This is a genomic window from Bacillus sp. J41TS8 (assembly GCF_018333035.1).
Classification (GTDB): Bacteria; Bacillota; Bacilli; order Bacillales; family Bacillaceae; genus Bacillus; species Bacillus paralicheniformis.
This window is the reverse complement of the sequence record NZ_BORF01000005.1, coordinates 191074-212536: the sequence shown is the minus strand read 5'-3', so window position 1 is coordinate 212536 and position 21463 is coordinate 191074. Positions and strand designations below refer to the sequence as shown.

Here is a 21463-nt window from a genome sequence, read left to right as displayed (position 1 = left end):
TTTTTCAGCGAAACAATAGGTGCTGGCTGTGGATTCCGGCTTTTTTCAGAAGGGCCATCAGCTGCTCCTGTTCCTCTTTTGTTAAGCCTGAAAAAGCCCGCGCAATTCTCAGGGAGTGGATCGGATAAATCTCATCGAGATATGCCTTTCCCTTCTCTGTCAAATTCGCATAGACAGACCGTTTATCTTTCGGGTCCTGCTCTCGTTTGATGAAACCGTTTTTTTCCAATTTGTCGATCACATAGGTTACGTTTCCGCTTACAAGGAGCAGCCTCGAGCCGATTTGCTGCAGCTTTTGGGCTCCCCTCGTATACAAAAGCTCCAATACAGCAAATTCTGTAGGATTAAAGCCGTGTTCCTTGCTGTCCCGAATACTATGTTCTGAAACGCTTTTAAAAGCCCTGGCAAAAACCTTGTACAGCGACATAGCACGGTGTACTTCTTCCTCATTAAACGAAAGTCTCATATCATCTACCTCTTATACTATTTTCTTAAAATGCACCCGGGAAATGAAAACCCTTACAAATATAGAAAAAGAAAGGGTCATGCTTTTCCCATATTCTATATGTATATATTTTCGTTATCCGAAAGAAAACTCCTGCTTATTTTTTTTAAGATATTAAAAAGAAGCCCGTTTTTTTCAAAATGGCCGATTTTGAAAACGGGCTTTATTTTTCCGGAAAAAATAAAAATATTCATTTCTGAGCTCCGTAATCGTCATCCTCTGCAAAACATCCTGATTATACTCACCGAGTGAGTTCAGTTTTTTTAAATAGTGGTTTCTTTCCTTTTCCAAAGCGTTTTTTAACAATCTGCTCATGATTTTCTCCTTTCATTTTCGTGTGTTGTAATATAAGAATAGACCTTATTTATTAACCAGGCTTTAAGGCTGTGTAAAGTTTGCTTTCACGCCCGCTTCCGGATTTAAGAGGACTTTTGATAAAAGCCGTTCTGCACCGCCCTCAGCAGCGGAAACGCATCCTTTCCGGCAAGCTTCATGAATGTCTCGAGCAATTCGTCTCTCTTAATGTCTAAAGCAACGATTTCTTTGGCGAGCGTGACGGCTTTGTGTTCCTTCATCCAACGATTCCTCCTCATCAGTCTGTACCTACAGTATACAAAACACTTTTACCCCTCGCATGGTTCCTGTAAACTTTTCTTCCGCGATTTTTTTAAAAGTTTTTCAACAATGTTAGATTTTCTAACAAACGTCAGGTTTTTTCGCGCGTTTTCTTATATAATACAAAAAAAGTCATCTTAGGGGTGGGAAAATGACAGTCGAAGATCTTTCTTATAAAGATAAAAAAGTGATTTCTATTGGCATTGTCAGCGAGCTGACGGGTTTGTCGGTCAGGCAGATCCGCTATTACGAAGAACGCAAGCTGATCTATCCGCAGCGCTCTTCAAGAGGCACGCGCAAGTATTCCTTTGCTGACGTCGAACGGCTGATGGAAATCGCAAACAAGCGGGAAGACGGTGTTCAGACGGCAGAAATCCTCAAAGATATGCGCAAAAAAGAACAGAGACTGAAAAACGACCAGCAGCTCAGAAAGAAAATGCTCGAAGGACAGCTTAACGCTCATTTTAAATACAAAAACCGCTAAAAAAACGAATCATACCCTCCGGATGATTCGTCACCTGTTTTCCTGCTGTTTCGTTTCCTTTATGTATCCGATGAAATCAATCATAACGCCTTTATCTGGATCATTGCGTATCCGAAACGCGATCGTTCCGGGCTGACCGGTATTTTCCATCTTGTAAGCGGCATGAAACACATGGATGCTCGCTTCAGAAATTTGAAAATCATCAGCACGAAGCCCGGAAATTCCCCATTTCTGTTTGTTTTCCAGGATTGTTTCCGGAGAGGGGGTTGCGCCCTCCACGTACAACCGCTTCATCTTTGACACATCATCGTTCAATATCGCCTCAAGCATACCCTCGACTGCGACGAGCCGCCTGTCTTTTCCTTCATCTTCATTCTGACAGCCGGCAGCAACCATTGCAACGGCTAAACAAATCAGCACAGCTGCAAATCTTCTCATACCAATCCCCCCTGATCTCTGCCTAAAATATATAGGCTTTTACGGATTCTGGCAAGCAAAAAACCCTCCTAAAAAGGAGGGCTGCTGTCTTACAGTGAATGAATGAATGCAGTTGCAATACCGAAGTAGATCAGCAGTGACAAAATGTCATTTAAAGTTGTGATCAGCGGACCCGATGCAATCGCAGGGTCGACGTTGCACTTGTGAAGGATGATCGGGACGATCGTTCCCGCCATCGTTCCGATGATCAGTGTGGCAAAGAGCGAAGTCCCTACCACAAATCCGAGCAGCAGATTCCCCTGCCATACAATCGCGATTCCTGTAATCACGACCGCACAAACAACGCCGATAATAATGCCGGCCTTGAGCTCCCGGAAAATCAAGCGGAAAATCGTTTTTTTATTGAGTTCTTCTTTTGACAGCCCTCTGATGACGACAGCGAGAGACTGCGTTCCGGTGTTACCCGTCATTCCTGCAATCATCGGCATAAAAAAGGCCAATGCGACAACCTGCTGCAGTGTGTCTTCAAAATAGCTCATGATGCTGCCTGAGATCAAACCGATGAACAGAAGCAAGATCAGCCACGGCAAACGTCGATATGCAGCGACATACGATTTTGTATCAAACGTGATTGCTTTACCTGATGCAGCAAATTTTTCGTAGTCTTCATTCGCTTCTTGGATGACGATGTCAATAATGTCATCGACCGTTACGATCCCGACAAGCTCATGGTTTTTTTCTACAACGGGAATCGCCAGAAAGTCGTACCGCTCAATGAGCCTTGCGACTTCTTCCTGATCTTGAAGAGCGTCCGCCGAGATGACCCTTGTAAACATTAATTCCTGAACCTTCTCATCGGGTTCTGCCAAAATGAGATCCCGGTATGAGATAACCCCGACAAGCTGCTTTTGTTCATTGATAACGTATAAATAGTTGATCGACTCCGCGATTTCCGCAAAGCTTTTCAGCTTGACAACCGCTTCTTTTACCGTGTAATGCTGCGGAATCCAGACATAGCGGTTTGTCATGATTCTTCCCGCTGTTTCAGGTGGGTAGTTCATCAGAACGCGGACCGCTTCAGATTCTTCCGCTTCCATACTGGAAAGAAGCTGGTCTTTCAGCTCTGAGTCCATTTCCTCGAAGAGCGCGGCAAGGTCGTCGTTGTCCATTTTATTCATCACATGGATCGCCTTTTCCTTGCCGACCTTGTTCAGAACGACAAGCTGCTCTTCTCTGTCCAGTTCGCCCATGAGATCGGTAATGTCTTCAACCGTTAAAAAAGACAGATACCGGCCGCGGTGCTTTTCGGGCATTTCCTTAAACAGAATCGCCATATCATAAGGCTGCAGTTCCTCTAAAACGTTTTGAAACTCTTTTCGTTTTCCGTCTCTCAGTAAAATAATAATGCGTAAAATCAGTTCATCATATGTCATGTTTTTTACCATGGCAATCTGTACCTCCCTTTTCAGGAGATCCTTATATCACCATAGCAAAAGGGGTGAAGTATAAGGATCTCCTCATCAATCAATGTGTGATGCTGTAAAATATTTCTCGTATGATTAAACCGCCTCGAATGGGGAGAATCCATACTTCCACCTCCTTGTTTAATACGGAAAGTTCACTTTCCTCAAAAAATAAAAAAACACCTATTTCATTGAAATGAAGGTGTTAAAAGCCATACAAAATAAAACCCTAACGCCTTCCATCGTAGAGCTTTAGCACTGTATGGCATAGGCAGCATGCCAGCTGCATTAAAAATCACCTTAGATCGATGATTTCTGTTGACCCATTGGCGTCTTTGGACATTTTTGGGCAGCAGCGTATCTCCATACAGGAGCCTCACCTAACGAAGAGCTGTATTTACCGGACACAATGAGATTACAGAAAAAAAGGATAACTGTCAATAAGAAAAGCAAACTTAATGCTCTCTATTATGGTTGATTCCCTTTTTCGTCAAAATTAAACCAGCTCTTTCGCCGAGATGCCGAGCTCCGTTCTTACTTTTCGCTATCCTGTTCAAGGTCGTCCTTTGACAGCAGGTGATAGTTTTCGTGCAGCAAAAGCGCGTATTCTCCTTCATATTTTGGATGCGGCACAAACTCCGCCTGCTCGATTGACAATTCGTCTCTTTTTTCGTTTTCTTGTTCTTTCACCCTGTATCAACTCCTTTTTATAATAGGATATCCTTTTGCCGGGATAATATGATGAAGCGAAATCTCATATATATAGTGATTCTCTCGCCCTTTCGCCGATTTCACAGGTCTTTTCGCTTACAATTCCAGCATTGTTCGCAGTTATTCGACTTTTCTCCTCTATTATCTATATTTTTTAACTTTTCATAAAATTCATACAAATGAACCTTTTTTTAACAAAGTGAATGTTTTACAATAAAATCACGCACCTTGTAACCCATCTAAAGCAGCATATAACAGGGAGGGCTTTGAAATGCAAATGCGATTAATTCCTTATGTCACTGACACAAAGCTGATGGACGTGAACGAATTGCCGGAAGGAATCGATGCGATTAAGGCACCGGAGCTGTGGTCACAAGGTTTTAAAGGAAAAGATATCACTGTCGCAGTGCTTGATACAGGCTGTGACGCAACCCATCCCGATTTGGCAGACCGAATCATCGGAGGCAGAAACTTTACTGATGATGACAATGGAAAAGAAGATCAATTTCATGATTATAATGGACATGGCACCCATGTGGCGGGTACGATTGCCGCAAACGATCAAAACGGCGGCATCTCCGGCGTGGCACCTGAAGCGAACCTATTAATCGTCAAGGTGCTCGGCGGTGAAGACGGCAGCGGCGATTATGAATGGATCATCAACGGGATCAACTACGCCGTCGAACAAAAAGCCGATATCATTTCAATGTCGCTCGGCGGACCTGCCGACGTTCCGGAATTGAAAGAAGCGGTGACAAACGCCGTGAAAAACGGAGTGCTCGTCGTCTGCGCCGCCGGAAACGAAGGCGACGGCAATGACCGTACAGAGGAGTACTCATACCCTGCTGCATACAACGAAGTCATCGCTGTCGGGTCTGTGTCATTGACGCGGGAGTCTTCCGAATTCTCAAATGCGAACAAAGAAATTGACCTCGTTGCACCAGGAGAAGAAATCCTCTCTACATTGCCCGATCATCAATACGGAAAGCTGACGGGAACATCGATGGCCACACCGCACGTCAGCGGCGCGCTCGCTCTCATCAAGTCAGCTGAAGAAGAGGCGTTTAAACGGAAGCTGACAGAACCGGAACTGTATGCTCAGTTAATCCGCCGCACGCTTCCTCTTGATTACTCAAAAGCGCTGATCGGCAATGGATTCTTATATTTGTCGGCGCCGGAGGTACTGGCGGAAAAAGCCGGCGAAGCAAAACTTCTTTCCCTTTAACAGCCTAAGGAGGCTGCCGACAATGTCGGCGGCCTTTTTCATGGCTATCGATAAGGCCGAATCTTTTTAATTGCAAGAATTCAAAAATTATTTTGACTAAAAGATCGTGACGGTATATAATCTACTAAACAATTTCATCGCCGGGAACATGGTAATCTAACGAGGTTAGATTTTAAAAGGGAAGTTTGGTGAAAATCCGACGCGGTCCCGCCACTGTGAATGAGGAGGTTATTTCATAAAACCCACTGTTTCTATACGGGAAGGGGGAAATAACCGTCGATTCATGAGCCAGGAGACCTGCCTGTTCTGACGCACCATCAACCTACGGTCGATAGGAGGTGTTCGAGTTGACGTAACAATCGCTACGTTTATTTCTCGTTCGCAAAATGCTGTTTTCAGGCACTCACCTTCTCATTGTCCGAAGTGTGAGTGTCTTTTTTTATTGAACACTAAAGGAGGAGACCAGAATGACAAATGTAAAAACGAGTAGCTTGGGATTTCCAAGAATCGGCTTGAACAGAGAATGGAAAAAATCGCTTGAGGCTTATTGGAAAGGAAACACAGACCGTGAGACCTTTTTAAAAGAAATGGACGAACAATTTTTAGCAGCCCTCCAGACCCAGCTTGATCAGCAAATCGATATCATACCGGTTTCCGACTTTACCCTGTACGACCACGTTCTTGACACGGCGGTGATGTTCAACTGGATTCCAAAAAGATTCAAGGATGTACATGATCCGTTAGATACTTATTTCGCAATGGCGAGAGGCACGAAAGATGCTGTATCGTGTGAAATGACAAAATGGTTTAACACAAACTACCATTATATTGTGCCTGAATTTGAAAAAGGCGCACAATACCGCGTGACGAGAAACAAACCGCTTGAAGATTATAAAAGAGCAAAAGCAGCATTGGGAACAGAAACGAAGCCCGTCATACTCGGCCTTTACACTTTCGTAGCCCTTGCAAAAGGCTATGAACAACAAGATATCAAAGATATTTATAGCCAAATGACGCCTCTTTACATCCAAGTTCTGAAAGAGCTTGAGCAGGAAGGCGGCAAATGGGTGCAAATCGACGAGCCTGCTCTAGTGACGGCTTCACATGAAGAAGCGGCTGCAGTCAAAGAAATCTATCAGACGATTACAGAGGAAGTCCCTGGAGTGAATATCCTTCTGCAAACCTACTTTGATTCGGTTGACGCTTATGAAGAGCTGATATCGTTTCCTGTCGCCGGGATTGGTCTTGATTTTGTTCATGATAAAGGGAAAAACTTCGAGCATTTAAAAGCGCACGGTTTTCCTAAAGGCAAAGTCCTTGCCGCCGGTATTTTAGACGGGCGCAACATTTGGAAAGCCAATCTCGAAGAACGCCTGGACCTGACGCTTGAGCTGATCCAGAGTGCGGGTGTTGACGAAGTCTGGATTCAGTCTTCAAACAGCCTGCTTCACGTCCCTGTCGCAAAACACCCGGACGAGCAGCTTGCCGATGATCTCTTGAACGGTTTATCTTTTGCAAAAGAAAAGCTTCTGGAGCTTACACTGCTGAAGAACGGACTTGTTTCCGGAAAAGCGGCCATCCAAACGGAAATCGATGAAGCTCACGGGCACCTTCAAGCTCTCAAACAATACGGTGCAGCGACAAATTCGGCCTTTGCCGAAGAAATAGACAAGCTGACCGAGGAAGACTTTAAACGCCCGACAGCTTTTGAAGAAAGACTGCGGATCCAAAATGAATCTCTCGGACTTCCTCTATTGCCGACAACGACGATCGGCAGCTTCCCGCAGACAGCGGAAGTGCGGAGCGCGCGGCAAAAATGGCGGAAAAAAGAATGGTCTGACGAGCAGTATGAAGTATTTATTCAGAAAGAAACAAAGAAATGGATTGACATTCAGGAAGACCTCGGACTTGACGTTCTCGTTCACGGAGAATTCGAACGGACAGACATGGTTGAATATTTCGGTGAAAAGCTCGGAGGATTCGCCTTTACCAAATACGCCTGGGTTCAGTCATACGGTTCCCGCTGCGTCCGTCCGCCGGTCATCTACGGAGATGTCGAGTTTAAAGAGCCGATGACGGTAAAAGAAACAGTTTACGCCCAATCCTTGACCTCGAAGAAAGTCAAGGGCATGCTGACAGGTCCTGTTACCATTTTAAACTGGTCCTTTGCCCGCTATGATCTGCCGAGAAAAGAGATTGCCTTCCAAATCGCCCAAGCTCTCCGCAAAGAGGTTGAAGCGCTCGAAAAAGCAGGCATTCAAATCATCCAGGTCGATGAACCCGCCTTGAGAGAAGGCCTGCCGCTTAAAGAACGGGATTGGGACGAGTATCTCAAATGGGCTGCAGAAGCGTTCAGACTGTCCACTTCATCTGTGGAAGATACGACGCAAATCCATACGCATATGTGCTACAGCAACTTTGAAGATATCGTAGACGCGATCGAAGATCTTGACGCAGACGTCATTACGATCGAGCACAGCAGAAGCCACGGCGGATTTCTTGATTATCTGGAACAGCACCCTTACCTGAAAGGGCTTGGTCTTGGCGTATATGATATTCACAGCCCTCGCGTCCCTTCCAGCGATGAAATGCTCACGATCATAGAAGACGCGCTGAAAGTCTGCCCGGCTGATCGCTTCTGGGTAAACCCTGACTGCGGTTTAAAAACGAGACAGCCAGAGGAAACGATCGCAGCGCTTAAGAATATGGTTGAAGCAGCCAAACAAGCAAGAGGCAAACTGGCTCAGACTGTTTAATTTCACAAAAAATCCACTACAAACGCCGCCTGTTCACACGGGCGGCTCTTTTCATGGCTCCAGCCCTTTTTAGGCCAAAAGAACCGTTATACAAGGTATGTCCGCCCAAAAAACATTAAGACTTTTGATTCATTCGTACGATTTCCTTCCGTATCCTTTTCTTTTAACATATTTGTAGTAGATGATGGAAGGGAAGGAAAATATGTAGTGATTGACGATGGAATAGCGTTAGAACGAAAAATCAAGCGAAAAATATATCAGGAAGACATTCACTCTCTTCAGCTATACGTAAAAGATGTGAATGCCGCCATTGATGAGCTGAGGCAGGAAAGTTCTTCTATTTTAAAAGCACACCAAACGTATATCAACGGATGGCGCGGACAGGCGCGCGAAATGTATGACGCGCTTTTGGACGATCTCGACCGGGCGGAATCGCGCGTGTATGACAAGCTGAGGACCATTAAAGAGCAGGCGGACGAAGAAATTGAACGGCTTCAGCTGAAAGCCGAGGAGCTGATATGACGATCCGGCTGAACATCAATGATCTGCACGCCCTCGCCCGCCAATTTCGCTATTCCCACCAGCGAATCAGCGATTTAATACGCCTTTTGAACCGTCATTTTCATGTTCTTTTCTCCAGCGTGAAAACAGCAAGAACATGCGGCATCGATCAGGCGCAATCCGAAATGGAACATGAACTCAAAGGATTTTTACACACGCTCGATGATTTGCAGCATCTCCTGCACTTTACAGAAATCCGCATGAAAAAGACCGATCAGATGCTTGCGGAGAAGCTCTTTCACAGCGGCGGGCATTTGGCCGGCTACCTGCCGATCATGTCTTCTTTGGCTGCAGCCAAATGTTCCCCTGGCAGCTATAAACTGACCGCACCGCCGCTGTCTGAACCGCTCGCTCTCATGAAGCAGATCAAACAAAACGGTCTGTCAGGACTCATTACAAAAAAACGAGCCGCAGCATATATTCAGTTTGATGAAGAGGGACAGCAGCAGCTGTGGTCGGCGCGCCGCATGATCAGCCGCACAATCGCCGACAACCTTTGCATTCTGGCATATCAGCAAATCGCAAAAGGCCCGCTTTCTCTTACAGTCTTACTTTTCGGAAAAAAAGCGGAAGCAGATGCGGCAGATGTCAAAACCGTTTGTCTTTCAAAAAACAAAACAATTACCGCCGACACGCTTCACAGCTTCAGTGCCAAAATATATTCCGGCTAGGAGCCTCGGAGCCTGATTCCAACATCAGGCTTTTTGGCATGCCTACCAGGTGGCATTCTTTGCTTCTACTCTATGTTCACCGTCTCCTTCTCTTTCAATCGCGGCGCTTCCATCCTCGGAAACCGTTACAACCGCAAGAGCTGTGTCATGAACATAGCTTGAGTTCCATAGTTCACCGACCGGCCTCTTTTTTATAAGATTCAAGAGCATCAATATAAACACGGAATGGCTGACAATGAGGACATTGCCTTCCCGATGGCGGCGGAGAATGAATTGATACGCCTGACTGACCCGCCTTTCAAAATCGTAAAAGCTCTCGCTTTCATCGGGCATATATGTTTCAGGCGTATTAAAATACGCTTCCAGCAAGTCAGGATCACTTTGTTTGATCTCATCATACGTTTTCCCTTCCCAGCGGCCGATCGAGATTTCTTTTAATCTGTCGTCTGTTATAAAGGGAATGCTGCGGTTCTGCAGCATAGCCCGCGCAGAATCAACGGCCCGGCCGCTTGGACTGGAATATGCGGCTTGGAATTGAACATCTTTCAGCCGTTCGCCGAGGGCATTTGCGTTTGCCAGTCCCAAAGCCGTTAAATTGGAGTCTTCCCAGCCTTGCATTCTTTTTTCAATATTCCATTCCGTCTGACCGTGTCTTGCAATATACAATGTAAGCAAAACATCATCCCCCGTTCATTATTCTAGCATTCATTGTATGCGATGTGCGGTTTGAAATCAAATATGCTGAATATTCTGACATGTGTTTATTTTGCCGGGTCCATCAGCTATAATAAGAAGGCAAGACAACCAAGGAGGATACAGAAATGAATCATGAAGCATTTTTGCAGCGCGCCATCGACCTTGCGGTGGAGAGCGTGAAAAGCGGCACAGGCGGACCTTTTGGCGCTGTGATAGTCAAAGACGGCCAAATTATCGCCGAGGGAAAAAACAATGTCACAACAAGCAATGATCCAACCGCGCACGCGGAAGTAACGGCTATTCGGCTCGCCTGTGAAGCACTTGGCGATTATCAGCTGAACGACTGCATTCTTTATACAAGCTGTGAACCGTGCCCCATGTGCCTGGGAGCCATCTACTGGGCGAGACCGAAGGAAGTTTACTTCGCCGCTCAGCATTCGGATGCCGCATCGGCCGGTTTTGACGACTCTTTTATTTATGAAGAAATCACCAAAACGAAAAGCGAACGGAAAATTCCTTTTTATAAAATGGACCTTCAAGCAAAGCTTGAACCTTTTCTCACATGGGAAAAGACCGATCAAAAAGTGGAATATTAAAAAAAGCTTCCTTCATCAGGAAGCTTTTTTTATTTTGAAGCAGACGGCTCATACCATTCAAGCTTTTGATCTTCCGATTCCAAATCAAGGCTTTCTGCTTTTCCATCCTTTTCAATTTCAAGCCTGACAATTTTCCCTTTCAGTTTTTCAGGTGCTTCGGCGACATCCCTCTCAAAATCGGCTGTTTTCTGATAAGTTTTTTCCCCTGCTTTTGTTTTGATTGTAATGTTTTGCTCCGACTCGCTGACAAACGTGGCGATGATTTTTCGGCTGCCGTCTTTCTCCTCCTCATATACGCCATTTTGGTCGGCTTTTGACTGCGGCATAAGCTCGGCTTCTTCCGCTTCTTGCGTTTTTCCATCCACCTCTACCTTCACAAGCTTCCCGATTAAGTCATCATGGTCTTCTTCGCTGTGAAAGCGGCTGCTTTTCGGAACAATCAGTTCCTTATCCTTTATTTCGAGCGTGATTTGGTCATCTTCAGCATGAACATACTTGCCTATCAAATCAAAATCTTCTTCAGACCGGATATTTTTGTCAAGGGAATATGTTTTCAAATCAGGTGCTTTCTGCTTGGCCGTATCAGCCGGGGATTGATTGCCGTTGTTCTTCTCCGCCGCTCCGGTTCCGCATCCTGCAAGGACAATAGCGAGAGAAAGCACGGAGAACACAAGCGCTTTTTTAAGATATGCCATATGCTGCTCCTTTCTAAAAAAGAAAGCAAACAAGCTTTGTTTGCTTTCTCGTTTTCATCTTTCCCGTTTATTTATTTTACTTCAAGATTGACGTCGATATTTCCTCTCGTCGCTTTTGAATAAGGGCAAAAGTCATGAGCGGCTTCGACCAGCTCTTTCGCTTTTTCTTTTTCTACCCCGCCTGCTGTGACGATTAGCTTGACGCCGATTTTAAAACCGCCGTCACTCTCATCCTTCAGCAAGCTCACATGGCCTTCGACCTCAGAATCGATGTCAATGCCTTTTTGTTTTGCGACATGTTCCAATGCGCCGCCGAAGCACGCCGCGTATCCCGCCGCAAAGAGCTGTTCAGGATTTGTCCCTGATTCGCCTTCTTTTTTTTCATTTGGCATGACAATGTTATGGTCCAAAACCCCGTCATCTGATTTGACATGTCCGGATCTTCCGCCTTTTGCCGTGACTTTTGCTGTAAACAATGCAGTCATCCTGATTCCTCCTTACGTTTTTTCCTCTACTCTTTATATTTCACAAAATGAGTTTTTTAAACATCCGTTTTTGTTTTTTCGGGTTTTCAGCCGATCAATGGGAAAAGAACGCAAAATCTTATACAATAAAAAGGAACATAAAAAAGAGTTGGTGAAACGATGGCAAACGAATTTGAACATATGAGGCTTGACAGACAGCTTTGCTTTCTCCTTTATGCAAGCTCGCGTGAAATGACGAAGCTTTACAAGCCTCTGCTTGATGAACTCAATATTACGTATCCGCAGTACCTCGCGCTCCTTTTATTATGGGAACACGGGGAATTAAGCGTCAAAACAATGGGCAAGCTCCTTTATCTCGATTCCGGCACACTGACGCCGATGCTGAAGAGAATGGAGCAGCACGGGCTTTTAACAAGAGAGCGGTCACCTGAAGATGAACGGTCTGTAATTGTCAGACTGACAGCAGGCGGCCAGGCACTCCAAGAAAAAGCAAGCAGCATTCCGCAGCACATGATCGCCCAGACCGATCTGTCGGCTGGCGAACTGAAAAACTTGAAGCAAACGCTTGAATCCCTTCTTGCTTCATTGACGAAAAAAACAGATGTGCTGTAAAGACAGCAAAAAGGCGCCTTCATATCGAAGGCGCCTCTTTTTTAAGACATCACTTCAAGGTTGACATCAACATTTCCGGAAATTGCTTTTGAATACGGGCAAACGGTATGAGCTTGATGGACGAGTTTTTCGAGCTCCCTCTGTTCAACGCCGGTTCCTTTTACTTGCAGTGTGACACTGAGCTTATAGCCTCCATCTGCTTCATCTTTCAGAAGGCTGACGTTCGCCGTCACCTCTGTCTCCATTCGAAGACGCGCCTTTTGGGCGGTCAATTGCAATGCGCTGTCAAAGCATGCCGCGTATCCGGCGGCAAACAGCTGCTCCGGGTTGGTGGCATTTTCGTTTTCCTTGGCTTTTGGCGTTCCCGGCATGGCCAGCTCCAGCTCAAGGACGCGGTCAGATGAGGTGACTTGTCCGTCTCTGCCACCATTGGCAGTGGCTTGCGAGGTAAATAGCGGTTTCATGATTTATCGTCTCCTTTAATTTATATTGTGAACAATTTAATTTTATAAAATTAAAAGTGATAACACAACAAAAAACATCCTGTCTTCATTCGAGACAGGATGCCACACTTTCATATCCGGATTTGTCCGTTTCCTTTAATGATATATTTAGAAGAAGTCAGCGCTTTAAGGCCCATCGGCCCCCGTGCGTGAAGCTTTTGCGTGCTGATGCCGATTTCGGCGCCGTAGCCGAATTCAAAGCCGTCTGTAAAACGTGTTGAAGCATTGTGGTAAACAGCTGCAGCGTCAACAGACGTTAAGAAATACCGGGCGTTTTCCTGATTTTCAGTCAGAATCGCTTCCGAATGACGTGTGCCGTACTGTCTGATGTGCCGGATGGCTTCATCGATTCCGGCAACGGTTTTGATGCTGACAACCGGCGCAAGAAACTCGGTTCCCCAGTCGGTCTCGCGAGCTGGAACCGCAGAAGGCAGCATCGTGCATACGGCTTCGTCTCCCCTGATTTCAACGCCCGCTTCTTCAAGCTTTTGAAGAAGCGCTTTCGTATGCTCTTCCGCCCAGCCTTTATGGATGAGCACCGTTTCAATCGCATTGCAGACAGAAGGGCGCTGCGTTTTGGCATTGATTACAACCTGCTCAGCCATGTCTGGCTGAGCCGATTCATCAATGAATATGTGGCAGTTCCCCGCGCCTGTTTCAAGCACAGGCACTGTGGATTCCCGCACCACCATATCGATGAGGTTTTTCCCTCCTCTCGGGATGAGCACATCCAAGCCGTCGTTTAAAGTGAACAGCTGTTTTGCCGTTTCTTTGCTTGTATCTTCAATGAGCTGAACGGCATCCTCTGGAAGCGCCGAGCGTTCGAGCGCTTCCCTGATCACGCGGACGAGCGCTTTATTGCTGTTGATGGCTGACGAACTGCCCCGCAGGATGACGGCATTTCCCGTTTTCAAACAAAGGGTTGCGGCGTCGACCGTTACATTCGGACGAGCCTCATAGATCATTCCGACGACTCCGAGCGGGACCCTGACATTTTCAATGAAAAGCCCGTTGTCTTTGCGGATCGTTTCAAGCGTTTCCCCCACAGGGTCTTCAAGCTTTGTGAGCAGCATGACGGCGTCTGCTATATCATTCAGCCTCTCCGGCGTTAAGGCAAGGCGGTCAAGCAGCGCAGGCGAAAAGCCTTTTTCTTTGCCGCGGACGATATCTTTCTCGTTTTCTGCCAATATCTCATCCTGCTTAAAGCGGATGGCCTCGGCGATAAAGGAAAGCGCCTCATTTTTCCTTTCAGTCGGCTGATGAACCAGTTCTTCCTTTGCGACTTTGGCCTTTTTTGCTTTTTCAATCACTTCGCTCATTCTTTCATCCCCTTATTCTTTAATGCTTACCCAATCATTTCGATGGATGACTTCTATCCCTTCTTCATGATGGAACTCATCGCTTCGCTTCCCTTTTACCTCTTCAAGCTCTGCGGCGGAGTACAGCGTTTGGCCTTTCCCGGCCAAGCCGTTCGGTCCGTAAACTTCGACAACCGCCCCTTTCGGAAAATCTCCGGATATCGCTGTTACGCCGGCCGGCAGCAGGCTCCCGCCGTTTTCGGTAATCGCCAGCTCAGCCCCTTCATCAACGGTAATCTTCCCTGAAACAGGTGAATGAAAGGCGATCCACTGCCTATGATTGTTGACGGAAGACAGGTCGGATTGGCCGATATAGGTGCCGTCCCCGTTTCCTTTTAAAATCTGGATCAGCTTATCATCTCCCTCTCCGGCGCCTATGAAAACATTGACGCCGAGTGAAAGAGCGGTTTTTGCCGCCAAAAGCTTCGACTTCATCCCGCCCGTCCCGACTTTTGATCCGGCGGAAGCGGCGCAGCCCAAAAGTTCGTCCGTAATTTCGGGAATGTAATCAAAACGGCGGGCATCGGGATGTTCAGCCGGATTCGAGTCATAGAGGCCGTTAATATCCGTTAAAATGATGAGTTTGTCGGCATGAATCAGTCCGCTTACAAGGGCGGAAAGCATGTCGTTGTCCCCAAACGTCAATTCTTCAACAGATACCGAATCATTTTCATTAATAATCGGGACAAGCCCCCGTTCAATCAGTTCCATAATGGTCGCATATGCATTTCGATAGCGCTCCCGTTTGGCAAAATCGTTTCTCGTCAATAAGATCTGCGCAGGCTTGATATCGTGGTCTGCAAAATGCTCGATGTATGTTTGCATTAACAAGCTCTGGCCGACGGCCGCTGCAGCCTGTTTTCCCTTTAGCGTCACAGGCCTTGCGGGATAGCCGAGCTGTAAAAATCCCGCAGCGACAGCCCCCGACGAAATGAAGATGACTTCATGGCCTTCTTTTTTCAGAGCAGCTATCGCCCGAACATGGTCATTGATCTTCTCCTCATCGATGCTGCCCTTCGAGTTGGTTAATGAACTGCTTCCGATTTTAATGACAATCCGTTGTTTTTTCACGTTTTTTCCCTCCGAGATGATCTGGCAGAAGGCCAATAAAAAAAGCCCTTTTCGTCCAAGTAAAAAAGGACGAAAAGAGCTTTCCGCGGTACCACCTTCATTGAATGCGCGAGAAAATAAAGCGCACTCCTCTTTCCCCTTTAACGCCAGGGTATGCGCCCAGGTTTTCCCCCTGGGACTCCGAGGCAGGTTCGGCAGGTTTCATGTGGTGAAATGTTTCAGCATGCCATTTCACTCTCTTTCACAGAAAGAACTGCTTACTGGCCCTCTTCAACGCTCGTGATTTTTTATTATTATGCCTAGGAAAAACGCCTCTGTCAAGAGGCAGATCAAACAATTTAATTAAAGACGATCGTCTTGTTTCCATGCACGATAATCCGGTCTTCCAAGTGCCATTTGACCGCTCTTGCCAAAACGCTTCTCTCAATCGTGCGGCCGATGTTTTTCAATGCTTCCACATTGTCTCTGTGGTCGACCCGTTCGATATCCTGTTCGATGATCGGCCCTTCATCCAATTCGTTTGTCACATAATGCGATGTTGCTCCGATCAGTTTAACGCCTCTTTCATATGCCCGTTTATACGGATTCGCCCCGATAAAAGCCGGCAGGAAGGAGTGGTGAATATTTATGATTTTGTTCGGATGAGCCGAGACAAAATCAGGCGTTAAAATCTGCATATATCGGGCGAGAACGATGACATCCGCACGATACTCTTCAAGCCATTTCAGCTGCTGTTTTTCCACTTCCTGACGAATGTCTTTGTTCGCTTTCATGTAAAGGAACGGAATATTCAGGGATTCAACAGTTTCTCTTGCATCTTCATGATTGCTGATAACCGCTGCAATCTCCGCCATCAAATTGCCGCTCTGCCATTCCCATAGCAGTTCATGCAGGCAGTGAAGCTCTTTTGAAACGAAGATAGCGACGCGTTTCAGTTCGCTCGCCAAATTCATGCTCCACGTCATTTGGAAGGACTCCGCCACAGTGGCGAATGTCGCTTTCATCTGTTCGATCTTTTTGCGGATGCCTTCGGCTTCAAACTCAATCCGCAGAAAGAACCGGCCTCCTTCAGGGTCTGTCGTATACTGGCTCGATTCAATAATATTCGCGCCATTTTCAAATAAAAAGGAAGAAACGGCGGCGACGATTCCAGGCTGATCCGGACAGCTGACCAGAAGGCGGGCCTTATCGTTATTGATTTCCTGATATTGCGATAACTGCTGTTTCATATATGCATTCATTTTCGTAAAACCCTCTTTGCTTGTAATTCGTAAACTATCTTTTCATTATACTGGAGTTTATTGAAAAATCAATTTACGGACGCCCATTTGCCATGAAGTGCACGGGCCGGACTCTAGCTTATCAGTTTCAGTCCGACGGCTGATCCCAAAATGAGCGCGATGAAAAAGATGCGTTTTCCGTCTTTCGGCTCTCCGTAAAACAGGATGCCGACAAGCGCACCTCCAACCGTGCCGATCCCTGTCCAAACTGCATACGCCGTTCCCATCGGCAGCGTCTCCATCGCAAGGGATAGCAAGAAAAACGAAGCGGCAAAACCGATGATCAACAATAAGATCCATCTCAGCCGCTTGTCTTTATGAAACTGGTTCATCATCGTCACGCCGAGCATTTCCAGTATACCGGCGGCGATGAGGCAGATCCATTCCATTATGACGCCTCCCCTTTCTCTTCATTTGTTACAAGCTTCAAGCCGATCACGCCGCATAGCAAAACACCGATCAGAGCAAGCTTGGCGATATTTGCCGGCTCATGAAACAAGACGATTTCGCAGACGACCGTTCCCGCTGTGCCGAGACCGGTAAATACGGCATACACGGTTCCGACCGGCAGCTTCTCTCCCGCCTTCACCAGTATATAAAAGCTCATCACGACGGCCGTCGCCGTGCCGATCCATTCAAGAGCCGAATCAGCGTGTTTCAGCCCCATGACCCAGCCAATTTCAAACAAGGCTGCAAGTATGACACTGCCCCATCTCATCAAAATCCCTCCAATTCATTTTCAACAAAAGAAAAAACCCGGGTTATCGATGAAAACGATACTCCCGGGCTTTTATCCCTCCGTGTGCATATGAACAAATCATATGTGTTTTCTCTCGGACCAGACCACATCCGAATGTGCGGAACCCTAGAAAACTTTAACGCTATGAAGTTTGCTAATTAGCATCATACCAAATCATTCGAAAAAATCAACTGTTTTGCTTGCGGTACTCCCCTAAGCAGGCCTGGATATGCGCTTGGTGATAGCGGTTATGATCAGACATATGCCAGATTCCCCAGCGGATGGTCGAAAACCCTCCCTCATACGGAACCTTCTTCAACAAGTCTGTTTCCGAGAAGCCTTTAACGGTGCACTTCAACATCTCCAGCACCTCGTCATACCACTCGATTAACACGGATAAGGGTAAGCCTTTTACCTCAGGCAAACGTCCGTTTTCATCTGTCATCGGCCCGTATTTCTCTTCCAGCTCTCTGGGAAATTCGCTTCCCTTCAGCCTGTATACCCAGCGAATATCGACATTGATTAAATGATAGATCAGCTGGGCGATGCTGTTTTTGTCGCCATGCTCCCCTTTATATTCCAGCTCCTCCCGGCTGATGCCGGAGACGATTGATTTCAGCCGTTCGATGTTTTCATTGACCGCCGAAAAAAGCACCCCGACTGTCGGCGCCATCTCTTCAACTGGAGATAAATCCTTTAAAAACGGCATAACTTCACTCCTCTTGTTTAAAGATATTTTTCAGCAGCCCTTCATTTTCAGGAGCGAGGAAACTGAAACCGTAGTAGGCAGCGACAGCCGACACCGCTGTCCATACCGTGAGACTCCCCGTCATCCAGAGCGCCGTTTTCCTGTGCTTGGCCCCGAAGCCCATGCACATAAACGCGGTTAAGTGGGAGCCGATAAAGAAAGGTCCGACGAAAGAAAGGCCAGGGATGCCGTAGGTCAGCCATATTTTTTTCGCTCTGCTTTTCCTTTTTGAGAGCTTATCGGTCTCCGTTCCCCGCTCCCCGCGTTTTCTTTCAAGCCACGCCTTCACTTTGTCAATTAAAAAAATAAGCAGCAGTACAGTTAACAGATTTCCGAATAGTGCGATAATAGCGGACGGAACCGGTTTAAGCCCGGCAACGATCGCTAGCGGCACGACACCGATCACTTCAAACCACGGAATCGCAGCCAAAATAAAGACGAGTACATAGCCCCACATCATATCCATATATCGGCCACCTTTCATGCTCTGATCATAAACATTGTGATCGCCAAAAGGCAAGAGTCTTTACCTTAAAAAATATCATGCTCTTCCGTATTTCATTCATATTGAGCCGTATTTTTGGCACGCTTTGTCTCAATGAACATGACGAGCAACAGCCCGATATAGGGAATATAAGTTTCTGCCAGCATGGCTCCGGCTGAATCCCACTTCATATACTGAAACAAAAAATGCGTTCCGGCTAAAAGCAGCGGCAATATGGACAAGGCTGCAGCTTTCAACCTGAAAGACAAAAGTACGATCACGAGAAACGACAGAGCCATAATCAGCCAGCGGCTTCCCCCGTCAAACGAAAGAATAGGTGTCCCGAATTGCCGATCAATAAAAATAATCGCCAAAATCGGAAAAAACGTCAAAGCGGTGTACATCACCGTATACATGAAGGCCGTTTTCTTCCCTTTAAACGCTGAAACGCGGCCCAACAGCGGTAACATAGCCGCTGCCAGCAAAATATAAAGCGGATAGCCTGCCAGTACATAGACCGAATAATTGAGGCTGTCGTTCACGGCGTCACTGAATATAAAATAGGATATCGCGCCGATCAAAATGGCAAAGAACAACTTGGCGATCTCCCCAGGCCTTGATGAAAGCTCTTTTGACAGCGCTTGAACATATGACTTGGGAGAATCCCCAAAAATTTGCCGGACGGTTTTTCCTTCCTTTTCCCCTTCCAAGGCATGAACTGTCAGCTCATTCATGATCCCTTCGATTTCTTTGTCGCTTTTTCCTACAGACATTAAATACAATCTCATGTCGTCCAATACGTTTTGCATGTCTTTTGATAGCACGATTTCACTTCTCCTTCAGTTTTTTTTCGAGCAGCGCATTGACGTTCCCGGATAATGCCTTCCAACGCCCGATGAACGATCGAAGCTCCGCTTCGCCAAGGGGTGTCAGTCTGTAATATTTTCTCTTCGGGCCGCTCGCCGACCGTTTTAGTTCGGTCTCCACCCATTTTTCCTTTTGCATGCGCAGGAGAATCGGATAAATGCTTCCTTCGCTGATATCCGAAAAACCGTATCCTGCAAGCACCTTTGTCATTTCATAGCCGTATATCTCCCCTTCGGATATGACAGCAAGCAGACATCCTTCTAAAATCCCTTTCAGCATTTGCGTTGAACTCATAAGCCACCTCTTTTATGTATCTTGCAATACAAGATAGATAAATCATAACATATGGTATTTTGTATTGCAAGATACCCGAACAAAAAAAGCGGACACCATGTCCGCTTTGCGTATATTACTTCAGTTTTCCTGCGCCTGCCTGCGCTTCAACGATTGTCGGCACATCTTCTGCGTCGTCGATTTTTTCAAACAGCGTCGGCTTCCAGCCGGCCGATTTTTTGACAGACGCATGGTTTGCTTGGTTGTATGTGCTGACAACATCGATTTTTGCGACGCTTTTTTGGTTGTTTACGACCGTATCTTTTTCATATAAAGCGTCACCTTTAAAGACCTTCATCAATTTTTGAGGCTTCGTTCCTTCCGGCAGGTCGAAGTAGTTGTCCTCAGCATAAATTTTTGAAGAATAGCCTACACCCCATGAATAATTGTAGCTGTCTTTCGTGCTTTTAAAATAGTTGTTGTAAATGTGCACTTTTCCGTAGCGGACGCGCGGTGCCCGCTCTTTTATATTTTCGTAGAGATTGTGGTGGAATGTCACCCTTAAATGACCGTTGTCTGCTTTGTAGCTGTCGCTTGATCCGATAATCGTGTTTTTAGAATGTCCTGAAAATATGCTGTAGGATACCGTAATAAAATCCGACTGCTTTTTGATATCCAGCAGTCCGTCGTGATGCTGGAATTCACGCCCGAAATACGTTTCGTTCAGCTCATCAGGCTGATCTCCGTCATTGAATGAGCAGTGGTCGATCCAAATATTTTTGGACATTTCAATCAGCAGGTTGTCATATTCTGAATTCCAGTTTCCGCTGCTCCCATCCGTCGGATCCCAGCCAGGGAAGAAATCGTACGCGTTTTCGAATTCGATATTGCGGATAATGATGTTTTCCGCGTTTTTGACATAAAGGCCTCCGCCGACGATTTTCGCATCATCTCCGAGCCCGATTATCGTCGTGTTTGAACCGACTCTGATCAAGACACGCTCCCTCTGATTGTCTTTGGAGCGGAGCCTTGCCTCTTCAAGCTTTCCTGACGGCTCCTTTTTCCCCCATTTCTTCGGATCATAAGCTTTGAGATACGCTTCGATCGAATATTCAGGGTCTTTATAATCTTCATAGCCTAAAGGATTGTTGTCATCATCAACACTAAGATTGATTGTTCCCTTCACATAGATGATCTTCGGCGTATCATTTTCGCTGTTCTTTTTATTGTCTCCCCCTAATGCCTCAACAAGCTGCTTGCGGTTTTTGACCGTATATACCTGATCAGAAGAAGCGTCAGCGCCTCCGGTCGTTCCTTTTCCATAAGCGCCCCAGCCGTCTTTTGAGCCGAGGACGTCGCGTCCGTAGTCTGCCGCTTCGATTGGCACAGAAGTGCCGAGCAGCAGCAGGGCGCCCAAAATTATTACACTAAAAAACCTTTTCATCAATTGCACCTACCATCAAAATTTTTTCACAAAAACTAATATATGCTATAAAAATACAGAAAACAACATATTTTCCTCCTATTTTTTGTGACACCATTTTCAACTTTCATGACATATGACCCGTTTCATTTTACAGATGTAGCAAAGAACAGACTCTTAATATTTTTCTGAAATAACACAAAA

27 protein-coding genes, 3 riboswitches and 1 other annotated feature are annotated in these 21463 nt (G+C 46.2%); of the genes, 7 read left to right on the top strand and 20 right to left on the bottom strand.

Going from position 1 to position 21463, the window contains the following annotated elements; genetic code table 11:
• Window positions 1–4: 4 nt before the first annotated feature.
• The 3 genes from KI350_RS09750 to KI350_RS09740 all read right to left on the bottom strand — a co-directional run bounded on the left by KI350_RS09750 (window position 5) and on the right by KI350_RS09740 (window position 1080).
• Entirely contained in the window at window positions 5–466 is a 462-nt protein-coding gene (locus KI350_RS09750) for a MarR family winged helix-turn-helix transcriptional regulator (protein WP_020451117.1), read from the bottom strand.
• A 174-nt stretch (window positions 467–640) separates the two neighbouring features.
• Complete coding sequence (locus KI350_RS09745) at window positions 641–820, bottom strand: hypothetical protein (protein WP_025812004.1); 180 nt, start codon at window positions 818–820, stop codon at window positions 641–643.
• Window positions 821–924: 104 nt separating this feature from the next.
• Window positions 925–1080: a hypothetical protein gene (locus KI350_RS09740; protein ID WP_095323572.1), complete on the bottom strand. Its 156-nt coding sequence runs from the start codon at window positions 1078–1080 to the stop codon at window positions 925–927.
• Window positions 1081–1271: 191 nt separating this feature from the next.
• Between KI350_RS09740 and KI350_RS09735 the strand changes: the two genes are divergently transcribed.
• Window positions 1272–1604, top strand: a complete 333-nt coding sequence (locus tag KI350_RS09735) for a MerR family transcriptional regulator (RefSeq protein WP_020451114.1) — start codon at window positions 1272–1274, stop codon at window positions 1602–1604.
• A gap of 30 nt (window positions 1605–1634) precedes the next feature.
• On the opposite strand, the gene KI350_RS09730 is transcribed toward KI350_RS09735, so the two are convergent.
• From KI350_RS09730 to KI350_RS09720, 3 genes are all read right to left on the bottom strand, one after another.
• The gene (locus KI350_RS09730; RefSeq protein WP_020451113.1) at window positions 1635–2042 is read right to left on the bottom strand and encodes a hypothetical protein; all 408 of its coding nucleotides are present in this window, start codon (window positions 2040–2042) and stop codon (window positions 1635–1637) included.
• 89 nt (window positions 2043–2131) lie between these two features.
• Complete coding sequence (gene mgtE, locus KI350_RS09725) at window positions 2132–3487, bottom strand: magnesium transporter (RefSeq protein WP_020451112.1); 1356 nt, start codon at window positions 3485–3487, stop codon at window positions 2132–2134.
• Window positions 3488–3735: 248 nt separating this feature from the next.
• Window positions 3736–3900: riboswitch (M-box (ykoK) riboswitch) on the bottom strand.
• Between the two features lie 139 nt (window positions 3901–4039).
• A complete protein-coding gene (locus tag KI350_RS09720) occupies window positions 4040–4195 on the bottom strand; it encodes a transcriptional regulator SplA domain-containing protein (protein WP_020451111.1) in 156 nt (51 codons plus the stop codon).
• Window positions 4196–4487: 292 nt separating this feature from the next.
• Here KI350_RS09720 and KI350_RS09715 point away from each other — a divergent pair, with 292 nt between their 5' ends.
• From KI350_RS09715 to KI350_RS09700, 4 genes are all read left to right on the top strand, one after another.
• The gene (locus KI350_RS09715) at window positions 4488–5441 is read left to right on the top strand and encodes a S8 family peptidase (protein WP_023856779.1); all 954 of its coding nucleotides are present in this window, start codon (window positions 4488–4490) and stop codon (window positions 5439–5441) included.
• A gap of 130 nt (window positions 5442–5571) precedes the next feature.
• Window positions 5572–5760: riboswitch (cobalamin riboswitch) on the top strand.
• 148 nt (window positions 5761–5908) lie between these two features.
• A complete protein-coding gene (gene metE, locus KI350_RS09710; RefSeq protein ID WP_212930472.1) occupies window positions 5909–8197 on the top strand; it encodes a 5-methyltetrahydropteroyltriglutamate--homocysteine S-methyltransferase in 2289 nt (762 codons plus the stop codon).
• A gap of 207 nt (window positions 8198–8404) precedes the next feature.
• Window positions 8405–8719 carry a WXG100 family type VII secretion target gene (locus KI350_RS09705; RefSeq protein WP_003181007.1) on the top strand — a complete coding sequence of 105 codons (315 nt, stop codon included), beginning with the start codon at window positions 8405–8407 and terminating at the stop codon, window positions 8717–8719.
• Entirely contained in the window at window positions 8716–9429 is a 714-nt protein-coding gene (locus KI350_RS09700; RefSeq protein WP_003181005.1) for a hypothetical protein, read from the top strand. Before KI350_RS09705 ends, KI350_RS09700 begins: the two co-directional genes overlap by 4 nt.
• 42 nt (window positions 9430–9471) lie before the next feature.
• On the opposite strand, the gene KI350_RS09695 is transcribed toward KI350_RS09700, so the two are convergent.
• Window positions 9472–10104, bottom strand: a complete 633-nt coding sequence (locus tag KI350_RS09695) for a histidine phosphatase family protein (protein WP_003181002.1) — start codon at window positions 10102–10104, stop codon at window positions 9472–9474.
• 146 nt (window positions 10105–10250) lie between these two features.
• Between KI350_RS09695 and guaD the strand changes: the two genes are divergently transcribed.
• The gene (gene guaD, locus KI350_RS09690) at window positions 10251–10721 is read left to right on the top strand and encodes a guanine deaminase (protein ID WP_003181000.1); all 471 of its coding nucleotides are present in this window, start codon (window positions 10251–10253) and stop codon (window positions 10719–10721) included.
• A gap of 29 nt (window positions 10722–10750) precedes the next feature.
• Here the strand turns inward: guaD and KI350_RS09685 are convergent, their stop codons facing one another.
• Together KI350_RS09685 and ohrB are read right to left on the bottom strand one after the other, a co-directional pair.
• Window positions 10751–11416, bottom strand: a complete 666-nt coding sequence (locus tag KI350_RS09685; RefSeq protein WP_003180997.1) for a hypothetical protein — start codon at window positions 11414–11416, stop codon at window positions 10751–10753.
• Window positions 11417–11487: 71 nt separating this feature from the next.
• Window positions 11488–11901 carry an organic hydroperoxide resistance protein OhrB gene (gene ohrB, locus KI350_RS09680; protein WP_003180995.1) on the bottom strand — a complete coding sequence of 138 codons (414 nt, stop codon included), beginning with the start codon at window positions 11899–11901 and terminating at the stop codon, window positions 11488–11490.
• A 159-nt stretch (window positions 11902–12060) separates the two neighbouring features.
• Here ohrB and KI350_RS09675 point away from each other — a divergent pair, with 159 nt between their 5' ends.
• Window positions 12061–12513, top strand: a complete 453-nt coding sequence (locus tag KI350_RS09675) for a MarR family winged helix-turn-helix transcriptional regulator (protein WP_003180993.1) — start codon at window positions 12061–12063, stop codon at window positions 12511–12513.
• Between the two features lie 41 nt (window positions 12514–12554).
• Here the strand turns inward: KI350_RS09675 and KI350_RS09670 are convergent, their stop codons facing one another.
• From KI350_RS09670 to KI350_RS09620, 11 genes are all read right to left on the bottom strand, one after another.
• Entirely contained in the window at window positions 12555–12977 is a 423-nt protein-coding gene (locus tag KI350_RS09670) for an organic hydroperoxide resistance protein (RefSeq protein ID WP_081106686.1), read from the bottom strand.
• A gap of 110 nt (window positions 12978–13087) precedes the next feature.
• Window positions 13088–14335, bottom strand: a complete 1248-nt coding sequence (locus KI350_RS09665; RefSeq protein WP_003180990.1) for a glutamate-5-semialdehyde dehydrogenase — start codon at window positions 14333–14335, stop codon at window positions 13088–13090.
• Between the two features lie 12 nt (window positions 14336–14347).
• Entirely contained in the window at window positions 14348–15445 is a 1098-nt protein-coding gene (gene proB / locus KI350_RS09660) for a glutamate 5-kinase (RefSeq protein ID WP_044790099.1), read from the bottom strand.
• Between the two features lie 62 nt (window positions 15446–15507).
• Window positions 15508–15728 (bottom strand) — a binding site (T-box leader).
• A gap of 55 nt (window positions 15729–15783) precedes the next feature.
• Complete coding sequence (gene purU, locus KI350_RS09655) at window positions 15784–16686, bottom strand: formyltetrahydrofolate deformylase (protein ID WP_212930471.1); 903 nt, start codon at window positions 16684–16686, stop codon at window positions 15784–15786.
• Window positions 16687–16799: 113 nt separating this feature from the next.
• The gene (locus KI350_RS09650; RefSeq protein ID WP_020451096.1) at window positions 16800–17114 is read right to left on the bottom strand and encodes a DMT family transporter; all 315 of its coding nucleotides are present in this window, start codon (window positions 17112–17114) and stop codon (window positions 16800–16802) included.
• The gene (locus tag KI350_RS09645) at window positions 17114–17443 is read right to left on the bottom strand and encodes a DMT family transporter (RefSeq protein WP_143261172.1); all 330 of its coding nucleotides are present in this window, start codon (window positions 17441–17443) and stop codon (window positions 17114–17116) included. Before KI350_RS09645 ends, KI350_RS09650 begins: the two co-directional genes overlap by 1 nt.
• A 59-nt stretch (window positions 17444–17502) precedes the next feature.
• Window positions 17503–17605, bottom strand: a riboswitch (guanidine-I (ykkC/yxkD leader).
• A 46-nt stretch (window positions 17606–17651) separates the two neighbouring features.
• Window positions 17652–18173: a DinB family protein gene (locus KI350_RS09640; protein WP_143261171.1), complete on the bottom strand. Its 522-nt coding sequence runs from the start codon at window positions 18171–18173 to the stop codon at window positions 17652–17654.
• 4 nt (window positions 18174–18177) lie between these two features.
• Entirely contained in the window at window positions 18178–18678 is a 501-nt protein-coding gene (locus KI350_RS09635) for a small multi-drug export protein (RefSeq protein ID WP_025812026.1), read from the bottom strand.
• Window positions 18679–18770: 92 nt separating this feature from the next.
• Window positions 18771–19520 carry a DUF1129 domain-containing protein gene (locus KI350_RS09630; protein WP_020451092.1) on the bottom strand — a complete coding sequence of 250 codons (750 nt, stop codon included), beginning with the start codon at window positions 19518–19520 and terminating at the stop codon, window positions 18771–18773.
• A 4-nt stretch (window positions 19521–19524) separates the two neighbouring features.
• Window positions 19525–19857, bottom strand: a complete 333-nt coding sequence (locus KI350_RS09625) for a PadR family transcriptional regulator (RefSeq protein ID WP_020451091.1) — start codon at window positions 19855–19857, stop codon at window positions 19525–19527.
• A 115-nt stretch (window positions 19858–19972) separates the two neighbouring features.
• On the bottom strand, window positions 19973–21280 hold the full coding sequence (locus KI350_RS09620) for a pectate lyase family protein (RefSeq protein ID WP_025812029.1): 1308 nt from the start codon (window positions 21278–21280) through the stop codon (window positions 19973–19975).
• Window positions 21281–21463: the final 183 nt, after the last annotated feature.